Annotated in this window: 16 protein-coding genes and 2 pseudogenes; 12 read left to right on the top strand and 6 right to left on the bottom strand. The window is 72.3% G+C overall.

The window, feature by feature from the left end; all coding sequences use genetic code 11:
• The first annotated feature begins 57 nt into the window (after window positions 1-57).
• Window positions 58-1,281 carry an RNA polymerase sigma factor gene (locus ACFUK0_RS29930; protein WP_380255594.1) on the top strand — a complete coding sequence of 408 codons (1,224 nt, stop codon included), beginning with the start codon at window positions 58-60 and terminating at the stop codon, window positions 1,279-1,281.
• Here the strand turns inward: ACFUK0_RS29930 and ACFUK0_RS29925 are convergent.
• Window positions 1,259-2,644, bottom strand: coding sequence for an extracellular solute-binding protein (locus ACFUK0_RS29925; protein ID WP_380255586.1), 1,386 nt, complete (start codon window positions 2,642-2,644; stop codon window positions 1,259-1,261). The two genes, ACFUK0_RS29930 and ACFUK0_RS29925, sit on opposite strands and share 23 nt — an antisense overlap.
• A gap of 287 nt (window positions 2,645-2,931) precedes the next feature.
• A complete protein-coding gene (locus ACFUK0_RS29920; protein WP_380255585.1) occupies window positions 2,932-4,143 on the bottom strand; it encodes a glycoside hydrolase family 6 protein in 1,212 nt (403 codons plus the stop codon).
• A gap of 999 nt (window positions 4,144-5,142) precedes the next feature.
• On the opposite strand from ACFUK0_RS29920, the gene ACFUK0_RS29915 reads away from it, so the two are divergent.
• The 6 genes from ACFUK0_RS29915 (at window position 5,143) to ACFUK0_RS29890 (ending at window position 11,990) form a co-directional block, all read left to right on the top strand.
• Complete coding sequence (locus ACFUK0_RS29915) at window positions 5,143-6,474, top strand: extracellular solute-binding protein (protein ID WP_380255584.1); 1,332 nt, start codon at window positions 5,143-5,145, stop codon at window positions 6,472-6,474.
• A 244-nt stretch (window positions 6,475-6,718) separates the two neighbouring features.
• Window positions 6,719-7,729: a carbohydrate ABC transporter permease gene (locus tag ACFUK0_RS29910; RefSeq protein WP_380255583.1), complete on the top strand. Its 1,011-nt coding sequence runs from the start codon at window positions 6,719-6,721 to the stop codon at window positions 7,727-7,729.
• A gap of 11 nt (window positions 7,730-7,740) precedes the next feature.
• Window positions 7,741-8,673, top strand: coding sequence for a carbohydrate ABC transporter permease (locus tag ACFUK0_RS29905; protein ID WP_380255582.1), 933 nt, complete (start codon window positions 7,741-7,743; stop codon window positions 8,671-8,673).
• Window positions 8,674-8,773: 100 nt separating this feature from the next.
• Window positions 8,774-10,264: a glycoside hydrolase family 1 protein gene (locus ACFUK0_RS29900; protein WP_380255581.1), complete on the top strand. Its 1,491-nt coding sequence runs from the start codon at window positions 8,774-8,776 to the stop codon at window positions 10,262-10,264.
• A gap of 132 nt (window positions 10,265-10,396) precedes the next feature.
• On the top strand, window positions 10,397-11,023 hold the full coding sequence (locus ACFUK0_RS29895; protein WP_380255580.1) for a GNAT family N-acetyltransferase: 627 nt from the start codon (window positions 10,397-10,399) through the stop codon (window positions 11,021-11,023).
• Between the two features lie 148 nt (window positions 11,024-11,171).
• On the top strand, window positions 11,172-11,990 hold the full coding sequence (locus ACFUK0_RS29890) for a shikimate 5-dehydrogenase (RefSeq protein WP_380255579.1): 819 nt from the start codon (window positions 11,172-11,174) through the stop codon (window positions 11,988-11,990).
• A 62-nt stretch (window positions 11,991-12,052) separates the two neighbouring features.
• Here ACFUK0_RS29890 and ACFUK0_RS29885 read toward each other — a convergent pair whose 3' ends face one another.
• The 4 genes from ACFUK0_RS29885 to ACFUK0_RS29870 form a co-directional block, all read right to left on the bottom strand.
• The gene (locus tag ACFUK0_RS29885; RefSeq protein ID WP_380255578.1) at window positions 12,053-14,560 is read right to left on the bottom strand and encodes a glycoside hydrolase family 3 C-terminal domain-containing protein; all 2,508 of its coding nucleotides are present in this window, start codon (window positions 14,558-14,560) and stop codon (window positions 12,053-12,055) included.
• Complete coding sequence (locus ACFUK0_RS29880) at window positions 14,557-15,390, bottom strand: carbohydrate ABC transporter permease (protein ID WP_380255577.1); 834 nt, start codon at window positions 15,388-15,390, stop codon at window positions 14,557-14,559. Before ACFUK0_RS29880 ends, ACFUK0_RS29885 begins: the two co-directional genes overlap by 4 nt.
• A complete protein-coding gene (locus ACFUK0_RS29875; RefSeq protein ID WP_380255576.1) occupies window positions 15,390-16,358 on the bottom strand; it encodes a carbohydrate ABC transporter permease in 969 nt (322 codons plus the stop codon). Before ACFUK0_RS29875 ends, ACFUK0_RS29880 begins: the two co-directional genes overlap by 1 nt.
• A gap of 77 nt (window positions 16,359-16,435) precedes the next feature.
• The gene (locus tag ACFUK0_RS29870; protein WP_380255575.1) at window positions 16,436-17,731 is read right to left on the bottom strand and encodes an extracellular solute-binding protein; all 1,296 of its coding nucleotides are present in this window, start codon (window positions 17,729-17,731) and stop codon (window positions 16,436-16,438) included.
• Between the two features lie 390 nt (window positions 17,732-18,121).
• Here ACFUK0_RS29870 and ACFUK0_RS29865 point away from each other — a divergent pair, with 390 nt between their 5' ends.
• The 5 genes and pseudogenes from ACFUK0_RS29865 (at window position 18,122) to ACFUK0_RS29845 (ending at window position 25,032) form a co-directional block, all read left to right on the top strand.
• Window positions 18,122-21,601: a discoidin domain-containing protein gene (locus ACFUK0_RS29865; protein WP_380255574.1), complete on the top strand. Its 3,480-nt coding sequence runs from the start codon at window positions 18,122-18,124 to the stop codon at window positions 21,599-21,601.
• 107 nt (window positions 21,602-21,708) lie between these two features.
• Window positions 21,709-22,134: pseudogene (locus ACFUK0_RS29860) on the top strand (discoidin domain-containing protein); the annotation flags it as partial.
• Between the two features lie 18 nt (window positions 22,135-22,152).
• A pseudogene (locus tag ACFUK0_RS29855) lies at window positions 22,153-23,103 on the top strand (DUF1996 domain-containing protein); the annotation flags it as partial.
• Window positions 23,104-23,187: 84 nt separating this feature from the next.
• Window positions 23,188-23,778: a hypothetical protein gene (locus ACFUK0_RS29850; protein ID WP_380255573.1), complete on the top strand. Its 591-nt coding sequence runs from the start codon at window positions 23,188-23,190 to the stop codon at window positions 23,776-23,778.
• A 195-nt stretch (window positions 23,779-23,973) separates the two neighbouring features.
• Window positions 23,974-25,032, top strand: coding sequence for a LacI family DNA-binding transcriptional regulator (locus ACFUK0_RS29845; protein ID WP_380255572.1), 1,059 nt, complete (start codon window positions 23,974-23,976; stop codon window positions 25,030-25,032).
• Window positions 25,033-25,088 lie beyond the last annotated feature (56 nt).

The following is a 25,088-nucleotide window of genomic DNA, read 5'->3' as shown; positions in this document are numbered from 1 at the left end:
TCCCGGCCCGCTCCGCCCGGCTCCGCCGACGACACCACCGCCCAGGGCGTCGAGCGGGTGTTCCGCGAGGAGTACGGGCGGGCCGTCGCCGTCCTGGTCCGCCGCTTCGGTGACATCGACCTCGCCGAGGAGGCCGTGCAGGAGGCCTTCGCCGTCGCCGTGCAGCACTGGCCGTCCAACGGCCTGCCGCCCAGCCCCGCGGGCTGGATCATCACCACCGCCCGCAACAAGGCCCTGGACCGGCTGCGCCGGGAGGCCACCCGGGCGGACCGGCAGGCCGAGGCCGCCCTGCTGCTGGCGCCGGACGAGCCGGCGGGCCGTGGGGGAGCGGTGCCGGACGACCGGCTCCGGCTGATCTTCACCTGCTGCCACCCGGCGCTCGCCCCCGCAGCCCAGGTCGCGCTGACCCTGCGGCTGCTCGGCGGGCTCGGCACGGCGGAGATCGCGCACGCCTTCCTGGTGCCCGAGCCGACGATGGCGCAGCGGCTGGTCCGGGCGAAGGCCAAGATCCGTGACGCCGGGATTCCCTACCGGGTGCCGGAGGGGTCCGAACTGCCGGACCGGCTGCGCGCCGTGCTGGCCGTCGTCTACCTGGTCTTCACCGAGGGCCACCACGCGACCTCGGGCCCGCAGCTGGTCCGCGCGGACCTCTGCGCGGAGGCCGTCCGCCTCGGCCGGCTGCTGGCCGGGCTGATGCCGGGCGAACCGGAGGTCACCGGGCTGCTCGCACTGATGCTGCTGACCGAGGCCCGCCGGCCCGCCCGCACCACCGCCGACGGCGCCCTCGTCCTGCTCGCCGACCAGGACCGCGGCCGCTGGGACGGCGAGCTGGCCGCCGAGGGACAGGCGCTCGTCCGGCAGTGCCTGCGGCTCGGCCGCCCCGGGCCCTACCAGCTCCAGGCGGCGATCGGTGCGGTGCACAGCGACGCGCCGACCGCCGCCGACACCGACTGGGAGCAGATCCTGCGGCTCTACGACCAGCTGCTGGCGCTCACACCCGGCCCGGTGGTGGCGCTCAACCGCGCGGTCGCGCTGGCCGAGGTCGAGGGGCCGCGGGCGGCGCTCGCCGTGCTCGACGGGCTGGAGCTGGACGGCTACCAGGTGTTCCACGCCGTCCGCGCGGACCTGCTGCGGCGGTCGGGCCGCACCGAGGAGGCGGCGGCGGCCTACGGCGCGGCCGTCACGCTCGCGGGCAACGCGGCGGAGCGGGCCTTCCTGGAGAGCCGGCGGGACGGGCTCGGCGGCGCGGCAGGCGGGCTCAGCCGCCCGTCTTCTCCTTGATCAGCTTGACGGCGTTGTTCCAGGCCGTCTTCGGGTCGACGCCCTCCTTCTCGACGGCCTCCAGCCCGTCCCTGGTGAGGGCGGTCTTCACGGTGCCGTCGTCCTTGCCGATCGGCGCGGGCTGGATGAACTGGGCCGCAGCCGCGTAGATCTGGCCGACGGGCGTGTCACCGAAGTAGTCCAGCTTGGCGTCCTGGACGGCGGGCTGCTTCAGTCCGGCGAGCGTGGACGGCAGGTTGCCGGTCTTCGCGAACACCTTGGCCTGCTGCTCGGGCGCGGTCAGCCAGGCGGCCAGTTCGGCGGCCTCCTTCGGGTGGCCGCCGGCCTTGGGGACGGTCAGGAACGCGCCGCCCCAGTTGCCGGCCGCGGGCGCCTGGGCGATGTCCCACTGCCCCGCGGCACCGTCGCCGGAGTTGCTGCTGATGACGCCGGTCATCCAGGACGGGCAGACCACGGTGGCGAACCTGGACAGGAAGAACCCGGTGTTCCACTCGCCCTTGAACTGGGTGAGCCCGGCGGTCAGCTTGTCCTGCGCGGCGCGGGCGGCGAGGTCCCAGGCCTTCTTGACGCCGGGGCTGTTCTGGTAGTTGAGCTTGCCGGAGGCGTCCGAGTACTGCTGCGCCTCGCTCGACAGCACGGCGTTGAACAGGCCGCCGGCCGAGTCGGTGAAGGACGTCCCCTTCGGTGCGGCGTCCCGGTAGCGGCGCCCGACCTCCAGGAAGCGGCTCCAGTCGCCCTGCCAGAGGGCGGCCACCTCGGCCCGGTCGGTGGGCAGGCCCGCCTGCTTGAAGAGGTCCTTGCGGTAGCAGACGGCCATCGGGCCGACGTCCGTGCCCAGGCCGATCAGCGCGCCGGCGGCGGTGGTGGCCTGCTGGGTCTTCCAGGGCAGCCAGGCCTGCGGGTTGACCCCGCGGGTGGTGTCCAGGTTGACGAGCTTGTCGGCGTACGTGCTGGTGGCCTGGGCGATGTAGCCCACCTCGACGGCCTGGATGTCGGCGAGGCCGGTGCCGGAGTCGAGCCGGGCGGTGAGGGTGTCCCAGTAGGCCTGCCCGTCCTGGGTGACCTGGGTGTGGATGTTGATGTCGGGGTGGGAGGCCATGTACTCGTCGTAGAGGCCGGCCTCGTGGTAGCCGAAGGTGCCGAACTCCCCGACGGTCAGGGTGATGGTGCCGGTGTCGCCGCGGGGAGTGGCCGACGCGGCGGCGGCCGCGGCCCCGGTGTCCTTCGGAGTGCTGCCGAGTGCACAGCCGGTGAGCAGCAGCATCCCTGCCGCGAGGGCTGCCGGGATGCGGACGGCGGCGGTCCGGGGCGGCCGTCCGGCGCCGGTGGTCCGTCGGCGGGCGGGGGGCTGGATGCTCGGCATGGTGCGGTGCCTCTCGGACGTGCAGGGGGAGACGGGAGCGAGGTGGGAGCGCTCCCACCCGGAGCCTCCAGGATGCGCCGGGGAGCGTCAACCCTGATGCCGGCACGTTGTCGAACCGTGTCTTTGGCATGAACGGGAAGTTTCGTCCCCGTACGCGCGCCGCCCCCGCAGGCAGGTCAGCCCGCACGCAGGTCGCCCTCGCACGCAGGTCGCCCCCGCACGCGTCGTCCCCGCGAGCGCGGCGGCAGCCGGGTCGGCCGCCGCCGCGCTCACGAGGACGAGGAGGGTCAGCCCCGGGGCGCGAACGGCCCGGAGCCGAAGGACAGGGCCGGCGAGGCGTGCTCGACCAGGCTCAGCGCCTGGGCCGGCCACCAGGCACCCGCTGCGGGGTCGACCGCGCCGTACTCGGGGTCGGCCGGCCCGGCGGTGCCACGCGTGCAGCTGCCGTCGGACTCGCCCGGCACCTTGATCCACAGGAACGCGTCCAGCAGCGGCACGCCGGTGTTCGCGGTCGGCCGCACTCCCAGCCCGCGGGCTGGCGGGTTGCACCAGGTCTGGGCGTCCGGGTACGAGGCGGCCGGGGTCCACGGCCCCTGGCCGTTGCGGCTGGTGTCGATCACGAAGTGCGGCAGCTTCGCGTCGGCGGGCACGTGCGAGGCGTACCAGGCGTCGGCGTCCGCGGCGGGCCAGTACTGGTTGGCGCAGTCACCGGCCGCGGCGCCGGGGGTGCTGCGCAGGTACCAGGAGCACTTGGCGACCTGGGTGCCGTACCGGGTGAGGTCCGCGTCGGTCTGGTAGTTCGAGACGTTCAGGAAGAAGCCCTGGGCGCGCTGCACCCCGGCGTCGTTGAGCAGCTGGGCCTGGGTGCCGACGTTCTGCCAGGAGCTGTGTCCGCCGTCCAGGTAGACCAGGGCGCCGCTCTGCCGCTCCAGGCGGTCGACGGCGGCGTTCGTCTCGGCCAGCCGGTCGGCCTGCTGCGCCGCGGTGCCGCCGCAGGAGGACGGGCTGAGCGCGAGGCCGTCCGGTTCCAGCACGACCACTGTCCGGTGGCTGCCGATGCCCTTGGCCAGCGCGTCGACCCAGGTCGCGTACTCGGCGCTGGTGGCGGCGCCGCCGGCCGAGTACTGCGAGCAGTCCCGGCCGGGGATGTTGTAGGCGACCGCCACGGGAGTGCGGTGCTGGAGCGCCGCCTTCGCCTGCAGGGTGGCCATCTCGCGGGTGGTCTGCGCCGGGTCGGCGGTGCCGGTGAACCACTGGGCGACGGGCTGGGACGCCAGCTTGGCCATCGCGACCGCCCCGGCGAGGTCGCCCGCCTTCAGGTCGGTGACGGCCTGCGTGGCGGCCTTGCTCCCGGGGTCGACGAAGAACCGGCTGTCGGCCGGCAGGCTCCGGGCGTTCGCCTGCCCGGCGGCGGACGCGGGGGCGGCGGCGAGGCCCGCGACGGCGGTGAGCGTCGCGGTCACGGCGAGTGCCGCTCTCATGGTGCGGACGATGCGCATGGCGGTTACTCCCTGTGCGGGGGCGGGTGGGGCGCGGGTGGCGCGGGGGAGGTGCCCTGGTCGCGGGCGATGACGGAACCGCTCCGGTCGCCGTTGGAACGCCGCCGGCGACTGGGAGCGCTCCCAGGTGCCGGCGGCGAACGGTCCCCGCGTGGAGACGGTGGGGGCGGTGGACCGCCACACATGAAGTCAGACGACCGCCGGGGCGTCAAGAGAAGCGGCAGGTTCAACTCTTGAAGCACCGTATGCCGAGTCGGCCCCCAGCCGGGCGGTGCAGGCCCCGTTGGTTCAAATCTCTGAAGGAGCCTTCGACAATTCGACGAACGGGTCTTCGACAAGCCGTGGTTGGCCGACATCAGGGCGGGCGGAGCGGTCCGGTACGGGACCGCCGGACGGCTCCGCCGGCGGTGGTGAGGGGGCCGGTCCCATCCGGCGCGCTGCTCCCGGGGGCCCCGTGCGGGTCCGTCCCGTCGCGGCCGTCCGCTGGTCGGCGCCGGTCCGCCGGGTGTCGGCGGAGTGGTCCGCGCGGCGCCGTCGTCCGGGTGCGGCCCACGCCGACGGCCACGCCCCGGCCACGCGCCGCCGCCGCCCGCCTCCGCCCCGGGCCGGGCCGGCGGCGCTCGGGCCCGTTGCCGCCCGTCCGCGCGGCCCGGACGCCGCCGCTCCCCGGCCGGGGCCGAGGCGCACCCCCGCCCACCTGCGGAGACCTCGGCGCGTCGGCCGGCCGGGCCGCCCGATCGGCGGGCGGCTGCCGGCGGCGCCGAGGACACGCTCCGGTAACGTCTTGGACTTCATCCCTTGACACGCCTGCCGGGCGGGAAGCAACCTTTCGGCAGACGCATGGGAGCGCTCCCACATTGTCAGGCGGTTTCGCCGGGCAGTCCCAGGCGTCAGCACCACCCCAAGTCGCAGTTTCCCCGGCCGGATCCCGGCTCTCCCGACCTCGCTTCCGCCCCATTCCCGAGTCGCACCGCCGCGGCTCGGACCAAGGAGATGGACATGCGCACGTCCCGTGCCACCCGCACCACCCGTTCACGTCGGGCCGCCCTGCTCGTCACGAGCGTGCTGAGTGCCACGGCGCTCCTCGCCACCGGCTGCTCCAGCGACGCCGCCAGCAGCGACAAGGCCGCCGACCCGAACGAGAAGATCACGCTCACCGTCGGTGACTTCGGGACGTTCGGTTACAAGGAGGCCGGCCTGTTCGACGCGTACACGGCCCTGCACCCGAACATCACCATCAAGGAGAACACCACCACCGCCGAGGGTGACTACTGGACCGCCGTCCAGACCCACCTCGCGGCCGGCAGCGGCCTGGACGACGTCCAGGGCCTGGAGGTCGGCCGCATCGCGCTGGCGACCTCCGACGCGCTGAGCAGCTCCTTCCAGGACCTCTCGAAGGTCGCCGGGGTCAAGAAGGACGACTACCTGGGCTGGAAGTGGGACCAGGCCACCACCAAGAGCGGCAAGACCATCGGCCTCGGCACCGACGTCGGCCCGATGGCGATCTGCTACCGCCAGGACCTCTTCGCCGCCGCCGGCCTGCCGAGCGACCCGGCCGCGGTCGGCGCGCTGTGGGCGGGCGACTGGCAGAAGTACGTCGACGCGGGCAAGACCTTCCAGGCGAAGGCCCCCAAGGGCACCTTCTTCATGGACTCCGCGACCGGCCTGTTCAACGGCGTCGTCTCCAGCGACACCCAGCAGTACTACAAGGACGGCAAGCTCGCCTACAAGGAGTCTGCCAGCGTGAAGAAGGCCTGGGAGCTGGCCATGGCGGCCGACGCCGCAGGCTCCTCGCAGGGCCTCAAGGAGTTCGACCCGGCGTGGCAGACCGCGTTCTCGCAGTCGACCTTCGCCACCACCCTGTGCCCGTCCTGGCAGCAGGCGAACATCGAGAAGTACTCCGGCCCGGCGAACGCCGGCAAGTGGAACGTCGCCCAGGCGCCGGCCGCCGGCAACTGGGGCGGCTCGTTCCTCGCCGTCCCGAGCTCGGGCAAGCACGTCGCCGCCGCCTCGGAGCTGGTCGCCTGGCTGACCGCCCCGGAGCAGCAGGCCAAGGTCTTCCAGAAGGTCGGCAACATCCCGTCCAACCAGGGTGCCTACGCCCTGGCCGGCGTGACCGACTTCAAGAACCCCTACATCGGCCCGAACGCGCCGACCGGCCAGATCTTCTCGACCGCGGCCAAGGCGATCAAGCCCGCCGAGACCGGCCCCAAGGCCGGTGACCTGCAGAACGCCTTCAGCAACGGCATCCTGCTGGTCGAGCAGAACGGCAAGAGCGCGACCGAGGCCTGGGACGCGACCGTGAAGCAGATCGACAGCACCATCCAGTAGTACGCAGGCAGGGCCGCCCGGTTCACGCCGGGCGGCCCGGCCCCCGTCGGCCTCCCCGCCGATCCCCAGCCGGACCGTACCCCCACCCTCATCGGACTCCGCTCCGACGTCCATCGGACTCCCGTCCGGCAGCCGGCAGCACCGCCGAGCCCCGGGGCGGCGGTCCAACGACCCGAAGCCCGGCGGCATCCCACTGGCCCTCGCCAGTGGGCCGAAGGCAGCAATCCACGGAAGGAAGCCACACGTGGCCACCTCCATCAGTGCCCGCGGGAGCGATCCAGGCTCCGCGACGCCCGACCGACCCCACCGCACACCGCCGGGGGACGCCCCCAAGCAGGCGTGGCGCAGCCGTCTCTACCGCTGGGACACCAAGGGTTCGCCCTACGTGTTCGTGGCGCCGTTCTTCCTCGTCTTCGCGGTGTTCGGGCTCTTCCCGCTGCTCTACACCGGCTGGCTCTCGTTCCACCAGGTCAGCCTCTACAACGTCGACCAGGCGGAGTGGGTGGGGCTGAAGAACTACACGGACCTGTTCACCGGCCCGGCCAGTGACTTCTTCTGGAACTCGGTCTGGAAGACCATCACGCTGGGCATCCTGTCGACGGTGCCGCAGCTGATGGTGGCCATCGGCCTCGCGCACCTGCTGAACTACCAGATCCGCGGCCGGTCCTTCTTCCGGACGGCGCTGCTGGCCCCCTACGCGACCTCGGTCGCCGCCGCCACCCTCGTGTTCGCGCTGATCTTCAGCCCCGAGGCCGGCATGGCGAACTGGCTGGTCGGCCTGTTCGGCTTCGACCCGGTCAACTGGGAGGCGGGCAGCGGGACGTCCCAGTTCGCGATCTCGCTGATCGTCACCTGGCGCTGGACGGGCTACAACGCGCTGATCTACCTCGCCGCGATGCAGGCGGTGCCCGGTGACCTCTACGAGGCCGCCGCCCTGGACGGCGCGAACCGCTGGAAGCAGTTCCTGAACGTGACCGTCCCCGCGCTGCGGCCGACGATCCTGTTCACCGCGGTCGTCTCGACCATCGGCGCCACCCAGCTCTTCGGCGAGCCCTTCCTCTTCGGCGGCCAGAGCGGCCACCAGGGCGGCGCGGACCACCAGTACGAGACGCTCGGTGTCTTCATGTACGACACCGGCTTCCGCAACAGCATGCTCGGCCGGGCCTCGGCCATCGCGTGGACGATGTTCGGTCTGCTGCTGCTGATCGGCCTCGTCAACGCCCTGATCGCCCGCCGCCTGCGCAAGTCGCAGTGAGAGGAGGAACCATGACCGCCGTACATTCGGCCGCTCCGGTCCGCGAAGCGGATCCTGCCGTCAAGTCCCCGACGCCCCCGCGTCGCCTCCGCTCGCTGAAGTCGGGCGCCGGCCGCCAGCACCACGCCGGGCCGCTGACCTACGTCATCCTGATCGTGGTGGCCCTGGTCTCGCTCTTCCCGCTGTACTGGACGCTGGTCGCGGCCTCCACCGACACCCACGCCGTGGTGTCCATGCCGCCGCGGCTCGTGCCCGGCGGGAACCTGTTCAAGAACCTCAGCTTCGTCTGGCACAACGCCGGCGGCCGGGGCATGGGCGTCGCCCTGCTGAACTCGACCCTGGTGGCGAGCTCGGTCACCCTCGGCACCGTCACGTTCTCGCTGCTCGCGGGCTTCGCCTTCGCCAAGCTGACCTTCCCCGGCAGGGGCGCCATGATGGGCATGGTGCTGGCGACCCTCGCGGTGCCGGCCCAGCTCAGCGTCGTCCCGCTGTTCATCCTGATGAAGAACCTGGGCCAGGGAAACCACCTGAGCGCGCTGATCCTGCCCTCGCTGGTGACCGCGTTCGGCGTGTTCTTCATGCGCCAGTACCTCGTCCAGGCCCTGCCGACCGAGCTGCTGGAGGCCGCCCGGATGGACGGCGCCAACTCGCTGCGGGTGGTCTGGCACGTGGTCGTCCCGATCGCCCGCCCGGCGATGGCGGTGCTCGGCATGCTTACTTTCGTCCAGTCGTGGAACGACTTCCTGTGGCCGATCATCGCGATGAACGGCTCCAGCAACCCGACCGTGCAGGTCGCCCTCGCCGGCCTCGGCACCGGCTGGTCGACCGACTGGTCGGTCATCATGGCCGGCGCGCTGATCGGCACCGCTCCACTGCTCATCGTGTTCCTTCTGTTCGGCAAGCACATCGTCGGCGGGATCGCTCAGGGCGCGGTCAAGGGCTGACCCACAAGGGCAGCCCCACCGATTCCCGGCGGTTCATCCTCCCCGCCGGTCCGCACCCAGACGAACCGTCCGCCTCGCACCTCAATGGAGTGTCCCCGCCATGACCGTCGTGTCCCACAACGCCCCCCACAGCCCGGCCGCGTCCGCAGACCAGGAAGACCGGCTGACCTTCCCCAGCACGTTCCTGTGGGGCGCCGCGACGGCGGCCTACCAGATCGAGGGTGCGGCCGCCGAGGACGGCCGCACCCCCTCGATCTGGGACACCTTCAGCCACACCCCCGGCAAGGTGCACCAGGGCGACACCGGTGACGTGGCCACCGACCACTACCACCGGTTCCGCGAGGACGTCGCGCTGATGTCCGAGCTGGGCATCAAGGCGTACCGCTTCTCGATCTCCTGGCCCCGGGTGCAGCCCACCGGCCGCGGCCCGGCCGTCGAGCGCGGCCTCGACTTCTACCGCGCCCTGGTCGACGAGCTGCTCGCGGCCGGCATCGAGCCGGTCGCCACCCTCTACCACTGGGACCTCCCGCAGGACCTGGAGGACCTCGGCGGCTGGACCTCGCGGGAGACCGCCGAGCGTTTCGGCGAGTACGCCCGGATCGCCGCCGAGGCGCTCGGCGACAAGGTCAAGTTCTGGACCACGCTGAACGAGCCGTGGTGCTCGGCCTTCCTCGGCTACGGCTCCGGCGTGCACGCCCCCGGCCGTACCGACCCCGCCGAGGCCCTGCGCGCCGCCCACCACCTGAACCTCGCGCACGGCCGCGCGGTGGCCGCCCTGCGGGCCGCCCTGCCCGCCGACGCCAAGGTGTCCATCACGCTGAACCTGCACCAGGTCCGCGCGCTGACCGGCTCCCCGGCCGACCTGGACGCGGCCCGGCGCATCGACGCCGTCGGCAACCGGGTCTTCACCGCGCCGATCCTGGACGGCGGCTACCCGGCCGACCTGCGCGCCGACACCGCCCACCTGGTGGACTGGGACGCCCTGGTGCTGCCCGGCGACGAGGCCGCGATCGCGGCTCCGATCGACGTCCTCGGCATCAACTACTACAGCCCGACCCTGGTCTCCGGCCCGTCGGAGGGCGAGGAGCTCGCACCCGGCGAGGCCGCGAAGAACGACGCCCACGGCGCCAGCGACCACTCCCCGTGGCCCGGCTCCGAGCAGGTCGTCTTCCACCTGCCGCCCGGCGAGCTGACCGCGATGAACTGGGCGATCGACCCGACCGGCCTGTACGACCTGATCACCGACGTGTCCCGGCGCTACCCCCGCCTGCCGCTGATGATCACCGAGAACGGCGCCGCCTTCGAGGACACCGTCAACGCCGAGGGCGAGGTGCTGGACCCGCGCCGGATCGACTACGTCCACCGCCACCTGGCCGCCGTCCACCAGGCGATCGCCGACGGCGCCGACGTCCGCGGCTACTTCCTCTGGTCGCTGCTCGACAACTTCGAATGGTCGTACGGCTACAGCCGCCGCTTCGGCGCGGTGTACGTCGACTACCAGACCCTGGAGCGGATCCCCAAGGCCAGCGCCCGCTGGTACGCCGGGACCGTCCGCGCCAACTCGATCCCCCCGGTGGCCGGCCTGGCCTGACACCGGGCCGAGGCCGGGGAGCAGAGGGGCTGGGGACTGTCCCTCCTCTCCCCGGCGGGCCGGGCACGGCAGCCGAGGGTCTGCCGTGCCCGGCCCTTCCATGTCCGTCCGAGCGTGCGAGAGGATACCCCGATGCTGGAGAAGCAAGGCCCGTCCGTCCGCCCCTACCGCCCCGCCGACCGCGCGGCGGTCTTCGACATCTGCGTCCGGACCGCCGAGGCCGGCGGCGACGCCCGCGGTCTCTACAAGAACGAGGACGTGCTCCCGCACAACTTCGCCGCGCCCTACCTGGAGCTCGACCCCGAGCTGGCCTTCGTGCTGGACGACGGGGACGGCAACGCCGTCGGGTACGTGCTCGGCACGGCCGACACCGCCCGCTTCGTCGGGCGCTTCCGCGAGCACTGGCTGCCGCAGGTCGGCCACCTGTACCCGCCGCCGGCCGGTGAGCCCGCCGACGGCGACGAGCTGATGGCCCTGCTCCTGCACACCCCGGAGCGGATGATCGTGCCCGAGCTCGCCGGCCACCCCGCCCACCTGCACATCGACCTGCTCCCGGAGTACCAGGGGCGGGGCTTCGGCCGGCAGCTGCTGGAGACCTTCCTCGCCGCCCTGCACGACGCCGGGGCCGCGCACGTCCACCTCGGCATGCTGAGCGTCAACACCGGGGCCCGCGCCTTCTACGACCGCCTCGGCTTCCACGTCCTCCCCGTCCCCGACCCGGGCCCGCTCACCTACCTCGGCCGCCCGACCGCCCCCTGAGCAGACCGGGCGGGGGCCGGTGCCCGGGCCGGCCGCCCGCCCGCAGGCGCCCGTTTTGGTACGACCCGACCTGTTCGGGCAGGGTGGGTACGGGAGAACGGACAGCGGCGTCCGTCACGGTGCAGCTACGGGACGAGGAACACCAACCATGACGACGCAGATCAGCAAGGACACCCGGCTGTGCATGTCCCTGGCCGCCAGGCCGGGCAACTTCGGCACCCGGTTCCACAACTTCCTCTTCCGGGAGCTGGAACTCGACTTCCTCTACAAGGCGTTCACCACCACCGACCTGCCCGCCGCCATCGGCGGCGTCCGGGCGCTGGGGATCCGCGGCTGTGCGATCTCGATGCCCTTCAAGGAGGACGTGATCGCCCTCGTCGACGAGCTGGACCCCTCCGCCGAGGCCATCCGGTCGGTCAACACCATCGTCAACGACGACGGGTTCCTGCGCGCCTACAACACCGACTACCTCGCCATCGCCCAGCTCCTCGACACCCACCGGGTGCCCACCGACGCGGCCTTCGCCGTCCGGGGGAGCGGCGGCATGGCCAAGGCCGTGGTCAGCGCGCTGAGCAACGCCGGGTTCCGCTCGGGCACGGTCATCGCCCGCAACGAGGCGGCCGGCCGCGCCCTGGCCGACGCCCACGGCTACGCCTGGCGCGCGGACGCCACCGCGCTGCGCGCGGACCTGGTCGTCAACGTCACGCCGATCGGCATGCAGGGCGGCCCCGAGGCGGACGACCTCGCCTTCGAGCCCGCCACCGTCGACGCCGCGGACACCGTCTTCGACGTCGTCGCCCTGCCGGTCGAGACCCCGCTGGTGCGCTACGGCCGCGAGCGCGGCAAGAAGGTCATCAGCGGCCACGAGGTCCTGGTCCGGCAGGGTCTGGAGCAGTTCGTGCTGTACACCGGGGTGCGCCCCGAGCGTGAGCTCGTCGAGCGGGCGGCGGCGCAGGCCCGCGCCTGAGCGCGGACAGCGGGGGCGGCCCGGAGCACGGGCTCCGGGCCACCCCCGCGTGCTGAGCCGCGTCAGCGCGCCGCCACGTCCGGTACGACCTCCACGGCCGCCGTCAGCGGCAGCTCGCCGCAGGACGGCCCGGCCAGGGCCGTGAACAGGCCCGGCTCGCCCAGCCAGCGCCGGCGCTCCGGCGACCAGTGCTCCAGCGCCCGCGCCGCGACCGGGATCTCGACCTCGACCCGCTGCCCCGGCTCGGCCCGGACGGCCGCGAAGCCCGCCAGCCAGCGCACCGGCCGCTCCACCGCGCTGTCCGCGCGGGCCAGGTACAGCTGCACCACCTCACGGGAGCTGCGGGTGCCTGAGTTGCGCAGGGTGACCCGGACGGTGAAGCCGGCGCCGTGCGGGGAGCGCCGGGGGGCGTCGATCGCCAGGTACTCCCAGGCGCCGTACCCGAGGCCGTGCCCGAACCAGTACGCCGGCTCGGCGTCGCCGCGCAGCCAGCCCCGGTAGCCCACGTGCAGCCCTTCGCGGTAGGCGAGGACGCCCGCCTGCGGGGCGGTGTCGAGCACCGGGACGTCCCGCTCGGTGACCGGCCAGCTGGTGGGCAGCCGGCCGCCGGGCTCGACGAGGCCGAACAGGACGTCCGCCAGCCCGTCGCCGCCCTCCTGTCCGGGGAACCAGCCGAGCAGCACCGCCGTCACCTCCTCCCGCCAGGGCATCAGCACCGGTCCGCCGGTGTTCACCACCACCACCGTCCGCGGGTTGGCGGCGGCCACCGCCGACACCAGCGCGTCCTGGCCGCCGGGCAGCCCCAGGGTCGTCCGGTCGAAGCCCTCGCTCTCGTGCTCGTCGGTGGTGCCGACCACCAGGACGACTGCGTCGGCCTCGCGGGCCAGCTCGACGGCTGCCGCCAGTTCGGCGTCCAGGGCCGCGAGCGGCGGGTCGACGGCCAGGCTGAGGACGCGGCCGTGCGCGGGCTCGACGGTGCGCCGGGCCAGCAGGGCCACCTCCTGGCCGGCCGCGAGCTCCAGCTCGGCCTGCCGGAAGGACGGCGAGACGTGCAGGTACGTCGGGTCGTCCGACTCCGGCGCCACGTACTCGTCGAGCAGCACCTCCCCGTCGGCCTCCAGCCGGATCCGGCCGAGGCCGATCAGGCCGAACCGCCAGCGGCCGGCCGCCGGGGCGCGGAACACGGTGCCGACCTCGATCGCGTCCAGGGCGCTGAGGTCGGTGGTGACGGACGGCTCCAGGATCCGTCCGCTCAGCCGGTGCTCGGCGTGCAGCTCGCTGCCGTCGGCCCGCAGGTAGCGGGCCAGCAGCCCGGCCTCCCCGGTGCGCGGGCTGTGGCAGTCGGTGCGCTCCATCGGGGTCGGCCGCAGCGCGGTGCGGACGCCGGCGGCGTGCTCGACCCGGGTGCTCTCGTGCAGCGCCGCCCGGATCCCCTCCAGCGGCGAGACCACCGCGGCGGGGAAGACCGCGGCGCTGCCGCCGCCCTGCACCCGGGCGGTCGCCGCGTTCGGGCCGATCACGGCGACCCGGCGCAGCGCCTTCGCGTCCAGCGGCAGCAGGCCTTCGCGGTTGCTGAGCAGGACGGCCCCGGCGGCGGCAGCCCGGCGCAGCAGTCCGCGGGTGGCGGCGTCGGCCGGGGTCGGCGGGCGCGGCGGGTCGGCGGCCTCCGGCCCGTCCGCCTCGCCGGGCTCGCCGAGCGCGCCGACCCGGGCGGCGAGCCGGAGCAGGCGCAGCACCTTGTCGTCCAGCGCGGCCTCGTCGACCAGTCCGTCGAGGACGGCGCCGGCCAGCGCCGCGCCCCAGTGCTCGTTCGGCCCCGGCATGGCGAGGTCGACGGCCGCGGCGCCCGACCCGGTGGTGGACTGGACGGCCCCCCAGTCGGAGACGACCAGGCCGTCGAAGCCCCACTCGCCCTTGAGCGGTTCGGCGAGCAGCGGGCTCTCGCTCATCGCCTCGCCGTTGACCCGGTTGTAGGCGGACATCACGGCCCACACCCCTGCCTCGACGGCGGCCTCGAACGGCGCCAGGTAGACCTCGCGCAGCGTCCGCTCGTCCACCTGGGCGTCCAGGGTGAGGCGTTCGGTCTCGGAGTCGTTGGCGACGTAGTGCTTGGCGGTCGCGGCGACCCCGCCGCTCTGCACGCCGGTGATGTAGGCGGCGCCGATCCGGCCGGTCAGCAGCGGGTCCTCCGAGAAGCACTCGAAGTGGCGCCCGCCGAGCGGGGAGCGGTGCAGGTTGAGGGTCGGGCCGAGCAGCAGGTGCACGCCCTTGCGGCGGGCCTCGGCGGCCAGCAGCGCGCCGAGTTCGCGGACGAGCTCCTCGTCCCAGCTGGCGGCCATCGCGGTGACGGAGGGCAGCGCGAGCGCGGTGTCGGCCTCGTCCCAGCGTTCGCCGCGCACGCCGACCGGGCCGTCGGAGGTGATGATCGGGCGCAGGCCGACGGCGGGTTCCGCACTGGTGCGGAAGGTGCCGCCGCCGGAGACCATGCGGGCCTTCGCGGCCAGGTCGAGGGCGGCGATCCGGTCGTCGACGCCGCCGGGGAAGAGGTCGGTTGCTCGGATGTCGGTCATCCTTTCGTGGCTCCCTGCATGATTCCGTCGATGATCTGGCGGCCCATCAGCAGGAATGCCGCGATGACGGGGAGGCTGGCGACGAGCGCGCCGGTGAGGACGAGCGAGTAGTCCTTGATGTAGCCGCTGGCCAGTTCGGAGAGGGTGAGTTGGATGGTCGGGTTCTGCTGGGTCATCACGACCTTGGGCCAGTAGAAGTCGTTCCAGGTGGCCATGAAGGTCAGCATGCCGAGCACGCCCATCGCGGGCCGGGCGGCCGGCAGCACGATGTGCCAGGCGAGGGCGCGGGTGGTGCAGCCGTCCATCCGCCCGGCGTCGAGCAGTTCGTCGGGCAGCGCGCCGGTCAGGTACTGGCGGATGAAGAACAGGCCGAAGGCGTTCGCGGCGGCCGGCACGATCAGGGCCTGGAGGTGGTCGGCCCAGTGCAGCCAGTTGGCCATCATGATGTACAGCGGGATGATGCCCAGCTGGGTCGGCACCATCATGGTGGCGACCACGGTGGCCAGCAGCGGCTTGCGGCCGCGGAACGGCAGCTTGGCGAAGGCGAACCCGCCGAAGGTCGAGGTGAGCACCACGCTCGCGGTGACGGTGCCGGAGACGATGAGCGAGTTGAGCATGGCCAGGCCCATGTCGGTCTGGGCGAAGGCCTGGCCGATGTTGTGGAACAGGTTGCCGCCGGGCAGCAGGATCGGCGGCACGCTGTGGATCTCGGTGTTGGTGCGCGAGGCGGCCACCAGGGTCCAGTACAGCGGGAAGACCGAGACCACGACGGCGAGTCCGAGGACGACGTACACCCCTCGGCCGGCGGAGAGTTGACGGTTGCGGCTCATCAGGCGTCCAGCCCCTTCATCCGGCGGGCGGCGAGCAGGTTGGCGGCCACGATGACGACGATCAGCAGGAACATCGCCCAGGAGACGGCTGCGCCGTAGCCGTACTTGAAGCGGCCCCAGAACTGGTTGTACGAGTAGAGCGCCAGGGTCTGGAACTGGTGCTGGGAGCCACCGGTGGTCGGGTCCTGCTGCTGGCTGAAGAGCATCGGCTCGCCGAACAGCTGGAGCGCCCCGATCGTGGAGACGATGACGGCGAACAGGATGGTCGGGCGCAGCATCGGTACGGTGATGGACCTGAACTGCCGCCAGCGGCTGGCCCCGTCGATCGCCGCGGCCTCGTACAGCTCGAACGGGACGGCCTGCATCGCGGCGAGGAAGATCAGCGCGTTGTAGCCCGTCCAGCGCCAGGTGACGATGGCGGAGATGGCCGTCCAGGAGGACAGCGTCCCGGCCTGCCAGTCGATGTGGTCGACCCCGAACAGCCCCAGCGCCCAGTTGATCATCCCGTAGTCGCGTCCGAAGAGCTGGACGAAGATCAGGGTCACGGCCGCGACCGAGGTGACGTTCGGCAGCATCACGCCGAGCCGGAAGAGCGTCCGCCCGCGCACCCGGTAGTTGAGCAGGTGGGCGAGGCCCAGCGCGAACACCAGCTGGGGGACGGTCGAGAGGGCGCCGATGCCGACGGTGTTCTTCAGCGCGTTCCAGAAGAACGGGTCGTCGATCAGCTTGCCGTAGTTCTGCAGCCCGACCCACTGGCTCTGGCTGCCGGGGATGTCGGCCCGCCAGTTGGTCATCGACACATACCCGGTGTAGAGCATCGGGAAGAGCCCGAAGACCGCGAACACCAGGAAGAACGGGGCGATGTAGAGGTACGGCGAGACGGTGCGGTCGATCCGGTGCCAACGGCGGGTCGCCACGGGGGCGCGCGCGCCCCGGGCGGGCCGGTCGGCGGAGACGGACGCAGCCATGCGAGGTGCTCCTAGCGATGGTGACGCGGTGCCGGTGCGGAGTCAGGGCCGCACCGGCACCGCGGGTCTGGGAGAGGTCAGCCGTTGATGTTGGCGATGTCGGCGAGGGCCTTCTTCCAGGCCCCGTCGGCGTCCGCCTTGCCCTGCTCGATCGAGGTCAGCGCGTTGCCGAGGGCGGTGCCGATCTCCGCGCCGTGGGCGCCGAGCGGCTGCGGCTTCAGGTCCTTCGCGGACTGCGAGAAGATCTTGCCGGTGGGCGCGTTGTTGAACAGCGGGTCGGTGTGGTTCGCGATCTCCGGCTTGCTCCAGAGCGCCTGGTCGGAGGGGAAGTAGCCCTTCTCCGTGAAGAGCTTCGCCTCCTGCTCGGGCGCCGTCAGCCACTTGGCCAGCTCGGTGGCGGCCTTGGTGTGCTTGCCCGCCTTGGGCACCGACAGGTACGAGCCGCCCCAGTTGCCGCCGCCGCCGGGGATCCGGGCCATGTCCCAGGTGCCGCCGTCGGTGGGCGGGTTGGCCTTGAACTGGTAGCTCATCCAGGCCGGGCAGGCGACGGTGGCGAACTGGCTCTTCTGGAACCCGGTGTCCCAGGCCGGGGTGAAGGCCTGGATGCCGGCCGACTCGCCGTCCTTGATGGCGCCGGCGACCAGGTCGAAGGCGTCCTTGACGGCCGGGTTGGTGGTGACGACGGGCTTGCCGGCGGCGTCGTAGTAGCCGATCGGAGCCTGTGCCTCGACCGCGCTGAACAGGTTGCCGCCGCTGTCGAACCAGCGCACGTCCTTGTTCGGGCTCTTGGCGAGGAACTCCTTGCCGGTGGCGGTGTAGGCCTTCCAGTCGCCCATCAGGGCCGAGACCTGGTCGCGGTCGGTGGGCAGGCCGGCGGCCTTGAACAGGTCGCTGCGGTAGCAGAGCGCCATGCCGCCCATGTCGGTGCCGAGGCCGAAGAGGACCTTGCCGTCGGCGCTGGAGGCGGGGGCGGTCTTGGACGGCACCCACTGGCCGGCGTCCACGCCGTTCTCCAGGAAGTTCACGAACTTGGCCGCCTGCGGCTGGAATCCGGCGACCTGGCCGATCTCGATCGCCTCGACGTCGGCCGTGCCCGAGCCCGCCAGCAGGTGGGCCTGGAGGTTCTGGTGGTGCGCGCCCATGTCGGCGCGGTTCTCCTTGATGGTCACGTTCGGGTGCGTGGCCTCGTACTGCTTGTAGAGGTCCGCGTAGCCGAAGTCGGAGAACAGGTTGACGGTGAGCGTGATCTTCGCGTCGGCGTCGTCCTGGGCGGCGCCGCCGCTGCTGGAACAGCCGGCCACGGCGAGCAGGGCGGTCAGTGCGGCGGCAGCGCCGAGGAGCCGGGTTCTCGGACCGGTGCGGAGGGGCGACATGGTGACTCCTTGGGGGGCGGCGCTCGGCCTGATGGGCGTTGAGGAGGGGGTGCGGCTACCGGGAGGCCCGGGAAACCCGGGAGAGCAGAGTGGAGAGCGCTCTCCCATGGGCCTGGAGCCTGGCTTCTCACCCCGGTGTTGTCAAGAGGTCGCGTTCATCACCGCACCAGTGCTGGGGCTTTGTGCCACCTGCCGGATCCGGTGTGGATGCGCGCACAGGGCTTGACACGGTGGAAACGTGGGCGCAACCATCTCAATCACTGCGAGAGCGCTCTCCCAGCGATGGGAGCCCGTCCTCGGCGCAGCCTTCCGACCACCCCACGGAACGGCCGCTGCCGGCGGCCGGTGTTTCCGGTCCTCCCCCCACCGTCTCGTCAGGAGAGTCCCCCCATGCACGCTCCCCCCGTCCGGTCCGCTGTCGGCAGAGAGCGCTCGTCACCCGGGTGGCGGGCGCTCGCCGCCGCCCTCGCGGCGGCCCTGGTCGCGGCCCTGATGCTGTTCGTCCCCACGAGCAGCGCCCAGGCCGCGCCCGCACTGCTGTCCCAGGGCAAGCCGGTGACGGCCTCGTCCGAGGAGAACTACGGCACCCCCGCGGCCAACGCGGTCGACGGCAACACCGGTACCCGGTGGTCGAGTTCCAACTCCGACCCGCAGTGGATCCAGGTCGACCTGGGCAGCCCCGCGGCGATCGGCCAGGTCGTGCTGAACTGGGAGGGCGCCTACGGCAAGGCGTACCAGATCCAGCTCTCCAACGACGGCACCAACTGGGCCACCGCGTACTCCACCACCACCGGCGCCGGCGGCACCGAGACGCTCAGCGTCACCGGCACCGCCCGCTACGTGCGGATGAACGGCACCGTCCGGGGCACCGGCTACGGCTACTCGCTCTGGGAGTTCCAGGTCTTCGGCACCGCGCCGACCGCCGGCTGCGGCACGGCCAACGCCGCGCAGGGCCGCCCGGTGACGGCGTCCTCCGAGGAGAACTACGGCACCCCGGCCACCAACGCCGTGGATGGCAACGCCGGTTCGCGCTGGTCGTCCGCCGCGAGTGACCCGCAGTGGATCCAGGTCGACCTCGGCTCGTCCCAGGCCGTCTGCCAGGTCGTGCTGAACTGGGAGGGCGCCTACGGCAAGGCGTACCAGATCCAGCTCTCCAACGACGGCACCAACTGGACGTCCGTCTACTCCACCACCACCGGCGCCGGCGGCACCGAGACGCTCAGCGTCACCGGCACCGGCCGGTACGTCCGGCTGTTCGGCACCGCCCGGGGCACCGGCTACGGCTACTCGCTCTGGGAGTTCCAGGTCCGCACCGGCGGCGGGGACCCGACCAGCCCGACGACGCCTCCGACCACGCCTCCGACGACGCCCCCGACCACCCCGCCGGTGACCCCGCCGCCGGGCAACTGGACCACGGTGTTCAACGAGGACTTCTCCGGCAACGCCGGCACCGCGCCGTCCGCCACCAACTGGATCACCCAGACCGGCACCTCCTACCCCGGCGGCCCGGCCAACTGGGGCACCAGCGAGGTGCAGACGAACACCAACGCGCCCGCCAACGTCTCGCTCAACGGCAACGGCGCGCTCAACCTCACCGCGCTGAAGAACGGCGACGCCTGGACGTCCGGACGGGTCGAGAGCCAGCGCTCCGACTTCACCGCCCCGGCCGGCGGCCAGCTCCAGATCTCCGCGACCGTGAAGCAGCCGAACGTCGCCGACGGGACGGGCTACTGGCCCTCGTTCCGCGCGATGGGCGCCGGCAACCGCGGCAACTTCACCGTCTGGCCGGGCGCCGGCGAGTCGGACATCCTGGAGAACGTCAACGGCCGCAGCCAGCTCTCCACCACCCTGCACTGCGGTACCGCCCCCGGCGGCAACTGCAACGAGTACAACGGCATGACCAGCGGGCTGGCGAGCTGCACCGGCTGCCAGAGCGACTACCACACGTACTCGCAGATCATCGACCGGACCACCTCCGACGAGCAGATCCGCTGGTACCTCGACGGCCGCCAGGTCTGGCAGGTCAGCGAGTCCCAGGTCGGCGTCTCCACCTGGGACGCGGCCGTGCACCACGGCTTCTACCTGGTCTTCAACCTCGGCATCGGCGGCTCCTTCCCGAACGGGAACTGCAACTGCACCTCGCCGACCGCGAACACCACGTCCGGCGGCGCGCTGAGCATCGACAAGGTGACCGTCTCCACCGCCACCGGCACCGTCCCGGCGCCGCTGACCGACCCGGCCGTCCCGGCCGGCGGCTCCACCGTCAAGGTGACCGGCAGCCAGGGCAACTGGGCGCTGACCGTCAACGGCGCGGCGTACCAGGTCAAGGGCATCACCTGGGGCCCGTCCAACACCACCATCGACGCGCACGTCCGTGAGCTCAAGGCGATGGGCGTCAACACCCTGCGCACCTGGGGCACCGACGCCGGCAGCAAGCCGCTGCTGGACACCGCCGCCGCGCACGGGATCAAGGTCGTCAACGGCTTCTGGCTGAACCAGGGCGCGGACTACGTCAACGACACCGCGTACATGGACAGCACCCTCGACCAGATCAAGCAGTGGGTGACCACCTACAAGAACCACCCCGGCGTGCTGATGTGGGACGTCGGCAACGAGGTCATCCTCACCACCCAGGACCACGCCTACAACGGCACCACGGTCGAGCAGCAGCGGGTCGCGTACGCCAAGTACGTGGAGCGGGTCACCCAGGCGATCCACGCGATCGACACCAACCACCCGGTGACCTCCACCGACGCGTACACCGCGGCGTGGAAGTACTACAAGGACTACACCCCGAGCCTCGACCTGCTGGCCGTCAACTCCTACGGCTCGGTCTGCAACGTCAAGGCCGACTGGGTCGCCGGCGGCTACAACAAGCCGTACATCATCACCGAGTCCGGCGAGGACGGTGAGTGGGAGGTCCCGAACGACGCCAACGGCGTGCCCACCGAGCCCTCGGACATCAAGAAGCGTGACGCCTACCTCTCCAACTGGGGCTGCATCACCGGCCACCAGGGCGTCGCGCTCGGCGCCACGGTCTTCCACTACGGCACCGAGAACGACTTCGGCGGCGTCTGGTACAACACCGTGCCGTCCGGCTGGAAGCGCCTCAGCTTCTACTCGGTGGCCAAGGACTACAACGGCAACGTGGGCACCAACACGCCCCCGGTGATCTCCGACATGACGCTCAGCAACACCGCGAGCGTCCCGGCCGGCGGCACCTTCAACATCAGCACCACCACGACCGACCCGAACGGCGACCTGATCCGCTACCAGCTGCTCTACTGCGCCAAGTACGCGGGCGGCGGCACCGGCTTCGACCAGGTCAAGTTCACCCAGACCGCCGACGGCCGGTTCACCGCGACCGCCCCGAAGAACCTGGGCGTCTACAAGGTCTACGTCTACGCCTACGACGGCCACGGCAACGTGGGCATCGAGACCAAGTCCTTCCGCGTGGTGGCCCCCGTGGTCAACGGGACGAACGTGGCGCTGAACAAGCCGACCACCGCCTCGACCTTCCAGGCGGTCGGCAACGGCGCGCCCTACCCGGCGAACAACGCCACCGACGGCAACTGGGGCACCCGCTGGGCCAGCGAGTGGGCCGACCCGCAGTGGGTCCGGGTCGACCTCGGCGCGGTCACCACCATCAAGCACATCCAGCTGGGCTGGGAGGGCGCCTACGGCAAGGCGTACCAGATCCAGACCTCCAACGACGGCACCAACTGGACGTCCGTCTACTCCACCACCACCGGGACCGGCGGCATCGACGACTTCGACGTCACCGGCAGCGGACGGTACGTCCGGATCAACATCACCCAGCGGGGGACCGCCTACGGCGACTCGCTCTACGAGTTCGGCGTCTACGCCTAGGCCCCGCCTCGGCCGGATCGCCTGATCCAGACCCCTCCGGGGCCGGTGGCATCCCCACGGCCGCCGGCCCCGGAGGCCCCCACCCATCCGTTCGACCTGGAGGTCCGATGCGACCCCGTTTCCTGTCCCGCGGCCGACCGCGCCGCACCGCCCTGGCGGTGGCGTTCGCCGCCGTCCTGGCCCTCACCGGGCTGGGCACCACCACCCAGCAGGCCGTCGCGGCGGCCGACCCGCTGATCTCGGCGTCCCGCCCGGTGACGGCCTCGTCCATCGAGAGCCTGAACTTCCCGGCCGGCGCCGTCGTCGACGGCGACGCCAACAGCCGCTGGGCCAGCACCTGGAGCGACCCGTCCTGGATCCGGATCGACCTCGGCGCCACCGCCGCGATCAGCCGGGTCGAGCTGGACTGGGAGTCGGCGTACGCCAGCGCCTACCAGCTCCAGACCTCGCCGGACGGCAACACCTGGACGCCGATCTACTCCACCACCACCAACACCGGCGGCGTGCAGAACCTGAACGTCACCGGCAGCGGCCGGTACATCCGGATGTACGCCACCGCCCGGGCCACCCAGTACGGCTACTCGCTGTACGAGTTCAAGGTGTTCGGCCAGGTCAGTACTCCGACCAACGGGTACGTCCTGGCGAACCCGCAGGTCACCGGCGTGACTCCGGCCACGGGCAACCCGGCCCACGCGTACTTCCACGAGTTCCAGGCGAACTGCACGGCGTCCCACAACCTGCCGGACGACCCGATCGTCTACCCCGGCCAGGCCGGTGCCTCCCACATGCACACCTTCATGGGCAGCACCAACGCCAACGCCAACTCCACCACTTCCACCTTCCAGGCGGGCGGCACCACCTGCATCGCACCCGGTGACAAGTCGGGCTACTGGATGCCGACCATGTACGACGGCGCCACCGCGGTGAACCCCGTCGGCATGCAGACGATCTACTACAAGAGCGCGATCAACGACTACACCGCCGTCCGGCCGTTCCCGACCGGTCTGCGGTTCGTGGTCGGCAGCCCGGCGGCCACCGCCACCCAGTTCGCCACCGACCCCGGCTTCGTCGCCGGGTGGGAGTGCGGGAACAGCTACCACAACATCGACCTGCCGGTCGACTGCCCCGGCGGCGGCCAGGTCGGCGTGCGCTACCAGGCTCCGAGCTGCTGGAACGGGCTCTACCTGGACACGCCCGACCACAAGAGCCACATGGCCTACCCGGTCGGCGGGGTCTGCCCGGCCGACCACCCGGTCGCGCTGCCGATGATCGAGTTCAAGGTGGCCTTCCCGGTCAACACCGCGAACATGTCGCAGCTGCACCTGTCGAGCGGACGGGGCTTCTCCTTCCACTACGACTTCTTCAACGCCTGGGACGCTCCCACGCTCGCCGCGATGGTGAACCACTGCATCGTCGGCGGTCTCCAGTGCGACCCGCGCGGGTACGACCAGAACCAGCCGGGCAAGGGCGCCGCGCTCAACGCGCAGTACCTGCTGCCCTGACGTCCCACCCGTGCCCGTGTCCGCCCCCGCTCGCGGGGCCGGACACGGGCACGGCCGTCCCGCCCGAACAGCCGAGGAGTACGCATGACCACCAGGCCGAACCGTTGGCGGTACGCCGCCGCGCCGCTGCTGCTCGCCCTGACGGCAGCCGGCTGCGCCTCCTCGCCCGCCGCCGGCCCCGGCCCCCGCTCCGCCGCGGCCCCGCCCGCGAGCACGGCTCCCGCGGCGGCGGCGTCCGCCTCGGGCGACGGGCCGTCCGCCGCCTCCCGGATGGTCTGCACGGGCTACGTGCTGCAGCAACTGGCCGGCGCCCTCGGCACCGAGCCGCTGACCCCGCCCTCCGCGACCTGGGCGCAGCACCTCTACTCCTGTACGTACGCCTACACCGACGCCTCCATGCTGGTGTCGGTCAAGGAACTCGCCGACCCGGCGACGGCGGCCGCGCACTTCGACGGCCTGCGCGGCAGCGCGGGCCCGGTGACGACGGTCAACGGCCTCGGCGAGGCGGCCTTCACCGAGGCGGACGGCTCGACCGTGGTCAGGAAGGACAACACCGTGCTGGTCGTCGACGTGAGCCGGCTCCCCGAGCGGTTCGGAACGCCGCCGCGTACCCGGCCGGGTGTGTCCGTCATGGTCGCGACGACGATCATGACCTGCTGGAAGGAACACGCGTAGTGCCGGCTCCCGCTCCGGGACGCGTTTCCCGGCCCGGTGCCCGGGTCGCCCACCGCTGGTTTCCCGGTGTTTCCCCGCGCCGCGCCCCCGGTGCCCGGAGCGGCCCGCACCCCGCCTCCGGCGGGCCGTCGAAGGGTGCTCTGAACTGTGTATTCCAAGGATAGAGCGCTCTCCCAGCGTGCTATAAAAGTCACCATGAGCGAAGCCCTCCGATCGGCCGTCAACCGGTCCACCACCCTGGAAGACGTGGCCCGGGTCGCGGGAGTCTCCCGGGCCACCGTGTCCCGCGTCATCAACGGGATCCGCAACGTCGACCCGGCCATCCAGGAGAGCGTGCGCCTCGCCATCGCCAGCACCGGCTACGTGCCCAACGGCGCCGCCCGCTCCCTGGTCACCCGGCGGGCCGGGGCGCTCGCCCTGATCGTCTCCGGCTCCGGCGCCGACGGGCGGGACGACAGCTCGACCAGGACGGAGGTCTTCACCGACCCCTTCTTCGGCCGGGTGGTCAGCGGCGTCTTCACCGCGCTGCGCCCGCAGGGCCTGCACCCGGTGCTGATGCTCGCCGACACCCCCGAGGCCCGCGACCAGATCCTCGGCTACCTGCGTCAGGGCAACGCGGACGGCGCCATGGTCGTCTCCACCCACGCCGCCGACCCGCTGCCCGCGGCGCTGCTGGCGGCCGGCGTGCCGGCGGTGCTGTTCGGCCGCCCCGACAACCCGCTGCCGATCAGCTGCGTCGACCTGGCGAACCGGGACGGCGGGCGGCTCGCCGCCGACCACCTCTACGCCCGGGGCTGTCGCAAGGTGGTGACCATCGCCGGCCCCGCCGGCGTCCGGGCCGCCCGCGACCGGCTGGCCGGGTTCCACGATGCGATGGCCCGCCACGGCCTGCCCTACCAGCCGCACGCCGAGGGCGACTTCACCCAGGCCGGCGGCGAGCAGGCGATCACCCGGCTGCTGATCGAACACCCCGACGTGGACGGGGTGTTCGCCGCCAACGACCTGATGGCCCAGGGTGCGCTGGCCGTCCTGCGCGACCACGGCCGCCGGGTGCCGGAGGACGTGGCGGTGGTCGGCTTCGACGACAGCAGCGCGGCCACCGCCGGCCGGCCGCTGCTGACCACCATCCGCCAGCCGGTCGAGGAGATGGCCGCCGAGATGACCCGCATCCTGCTGGACCACATCGCCCGGCCCGAACGCGGTGCCACCTCGGTGATCTTCGAGCCGGCCCTGGTCGCCCGCCAGTCCGCCTGACCGCGTCCAGCCTGACCGTGTCCCTGGCCGTGTCCCTGACCGCGGCCGGCCGCCTC

This window comes from Kitasatospora sp. NPDC057223 (assembly GCF_042669755.1).
Taxonomy (GTDB): Bacteria; Actinomycetota; Actinomycetes; order Streptomycetales; family Streptomycetaceae; genus Kitasatospora.
Note: the sequence above shows the minus strand (reverse complement) of the source record. Positions and strands in the feature narration are given on the sequence as shown.

What these genes read in the sequence shown, in the direction of transcription:
- ACFUK0_RS29885 (WP_380255578.1), bottom strand. Translation starts at nt 14,560, where the DNA reads ATGACCGACATCCGAGCAACCGACCTCTTCCCCGGCGGCGTCGACGAC.
- ACFUK0_RS29895 (WP_380255580.1), top strand. Translation starts at nt 10,397, where the DNA reads ATGCTGGAGAAGCAAGGCCCGTCCGTCCGCCCCTACCGCCCCGCCGAC.
- ACFUK0_RS29845 (WP_380255572.1), top strand. Translation starts at nt 23,974, where the DNA reads ATGAGCGAAGCCCTCCGATCGGCCGTCAACCGGTCCACCACCCTGGAA.
- ACFUK0_RS29850 (WP_380255573.1), top strand. Translation starts at nt 23,188, where the DNA reads ATGACCACCAGGCCGAACCGTTGGCGGTACGCCGCCGCGCCGCTGCTG.
- ACFUK0_RS29870 (WP_380255575.1), bottom strand. Translation starts at nt 17,731, where the DNA reads ATGTCGCCCCTCCGCACCGGTCCGAGAACCCGGCTCCTCGGCGCTGCC.
- ACFUK0_RS29880 (WP_380255577.1), bottom strand. Translation starts at nt 15,390, where the DNA reads ATGAGCCGCAACCGTCAACTCTCCGCCGGCCGAGGGGTGTACGTCGTC.
- ACFUK0_RS29925 (WP_380255586.1), bottom strand. Translation starts at nt 2,644, where the DNA reads ATGCCGAGCATCCAGCCCCCCGCCCGCCGACGGACCACCGGCGCCGGA.
- ACFUK0_RS29900 (WP_380255581.1), top strand. Translation starts at nt 8,774, where the DNA reads ATGACCGTCGTGTCCCACAACGCCCCCCACAGCCCGGCCGCGTCCGCA.
- ACFUK0_RS29890 (WP_380255579.1), top strand. Translation starts at nt 11,172, where the DNA reads ATGACGACGCAGATCAGCAAGGACACCCGGCTGTGCATGTCCCTGGCC.
- ACFUK0_RS29920 (WP_380255585.1), bottom strand. Translation starts at nt 4,143, where the DNA reads ATGCGCATCGTCCGCACCATGAGAGCGGCACTCGCCGTGACCGCGACG.
- ACFUK0_RS29865 (WP_380255574.1), top strand. Translation starts at nt 18,122, where the DNA reads ATGCACGCTCCCCCCGTCCGGTCCGCTGTCGGCAGAGAGCGCTCGTCA.
- ACFUK0_RS29905 (WP_380255582.1), top strand. Translation starts at nt 7,741, where the DNA reads ATGACCGCCGTACATTCGGCCGCTCCGGTCCGCGAAGCGGATCCTGCC.
- ACFUK0_RS29875 (WP_380255576.1), bottom strand. Translation starts at nt 16,358, where the DNA reads ATGGCTGCGTCCGTCTCCGCCGACCGGCCCGCCCGGGGCGCGCGCGCC.
- ACFUK0_RS29915 (WP_380255584.1), top strand. Translation starts at nt 5,143, where the DNA reads ATGCGCACGTCCCGTGCCACCCGCACCACCCGTTCACGTCGGGCCGCC.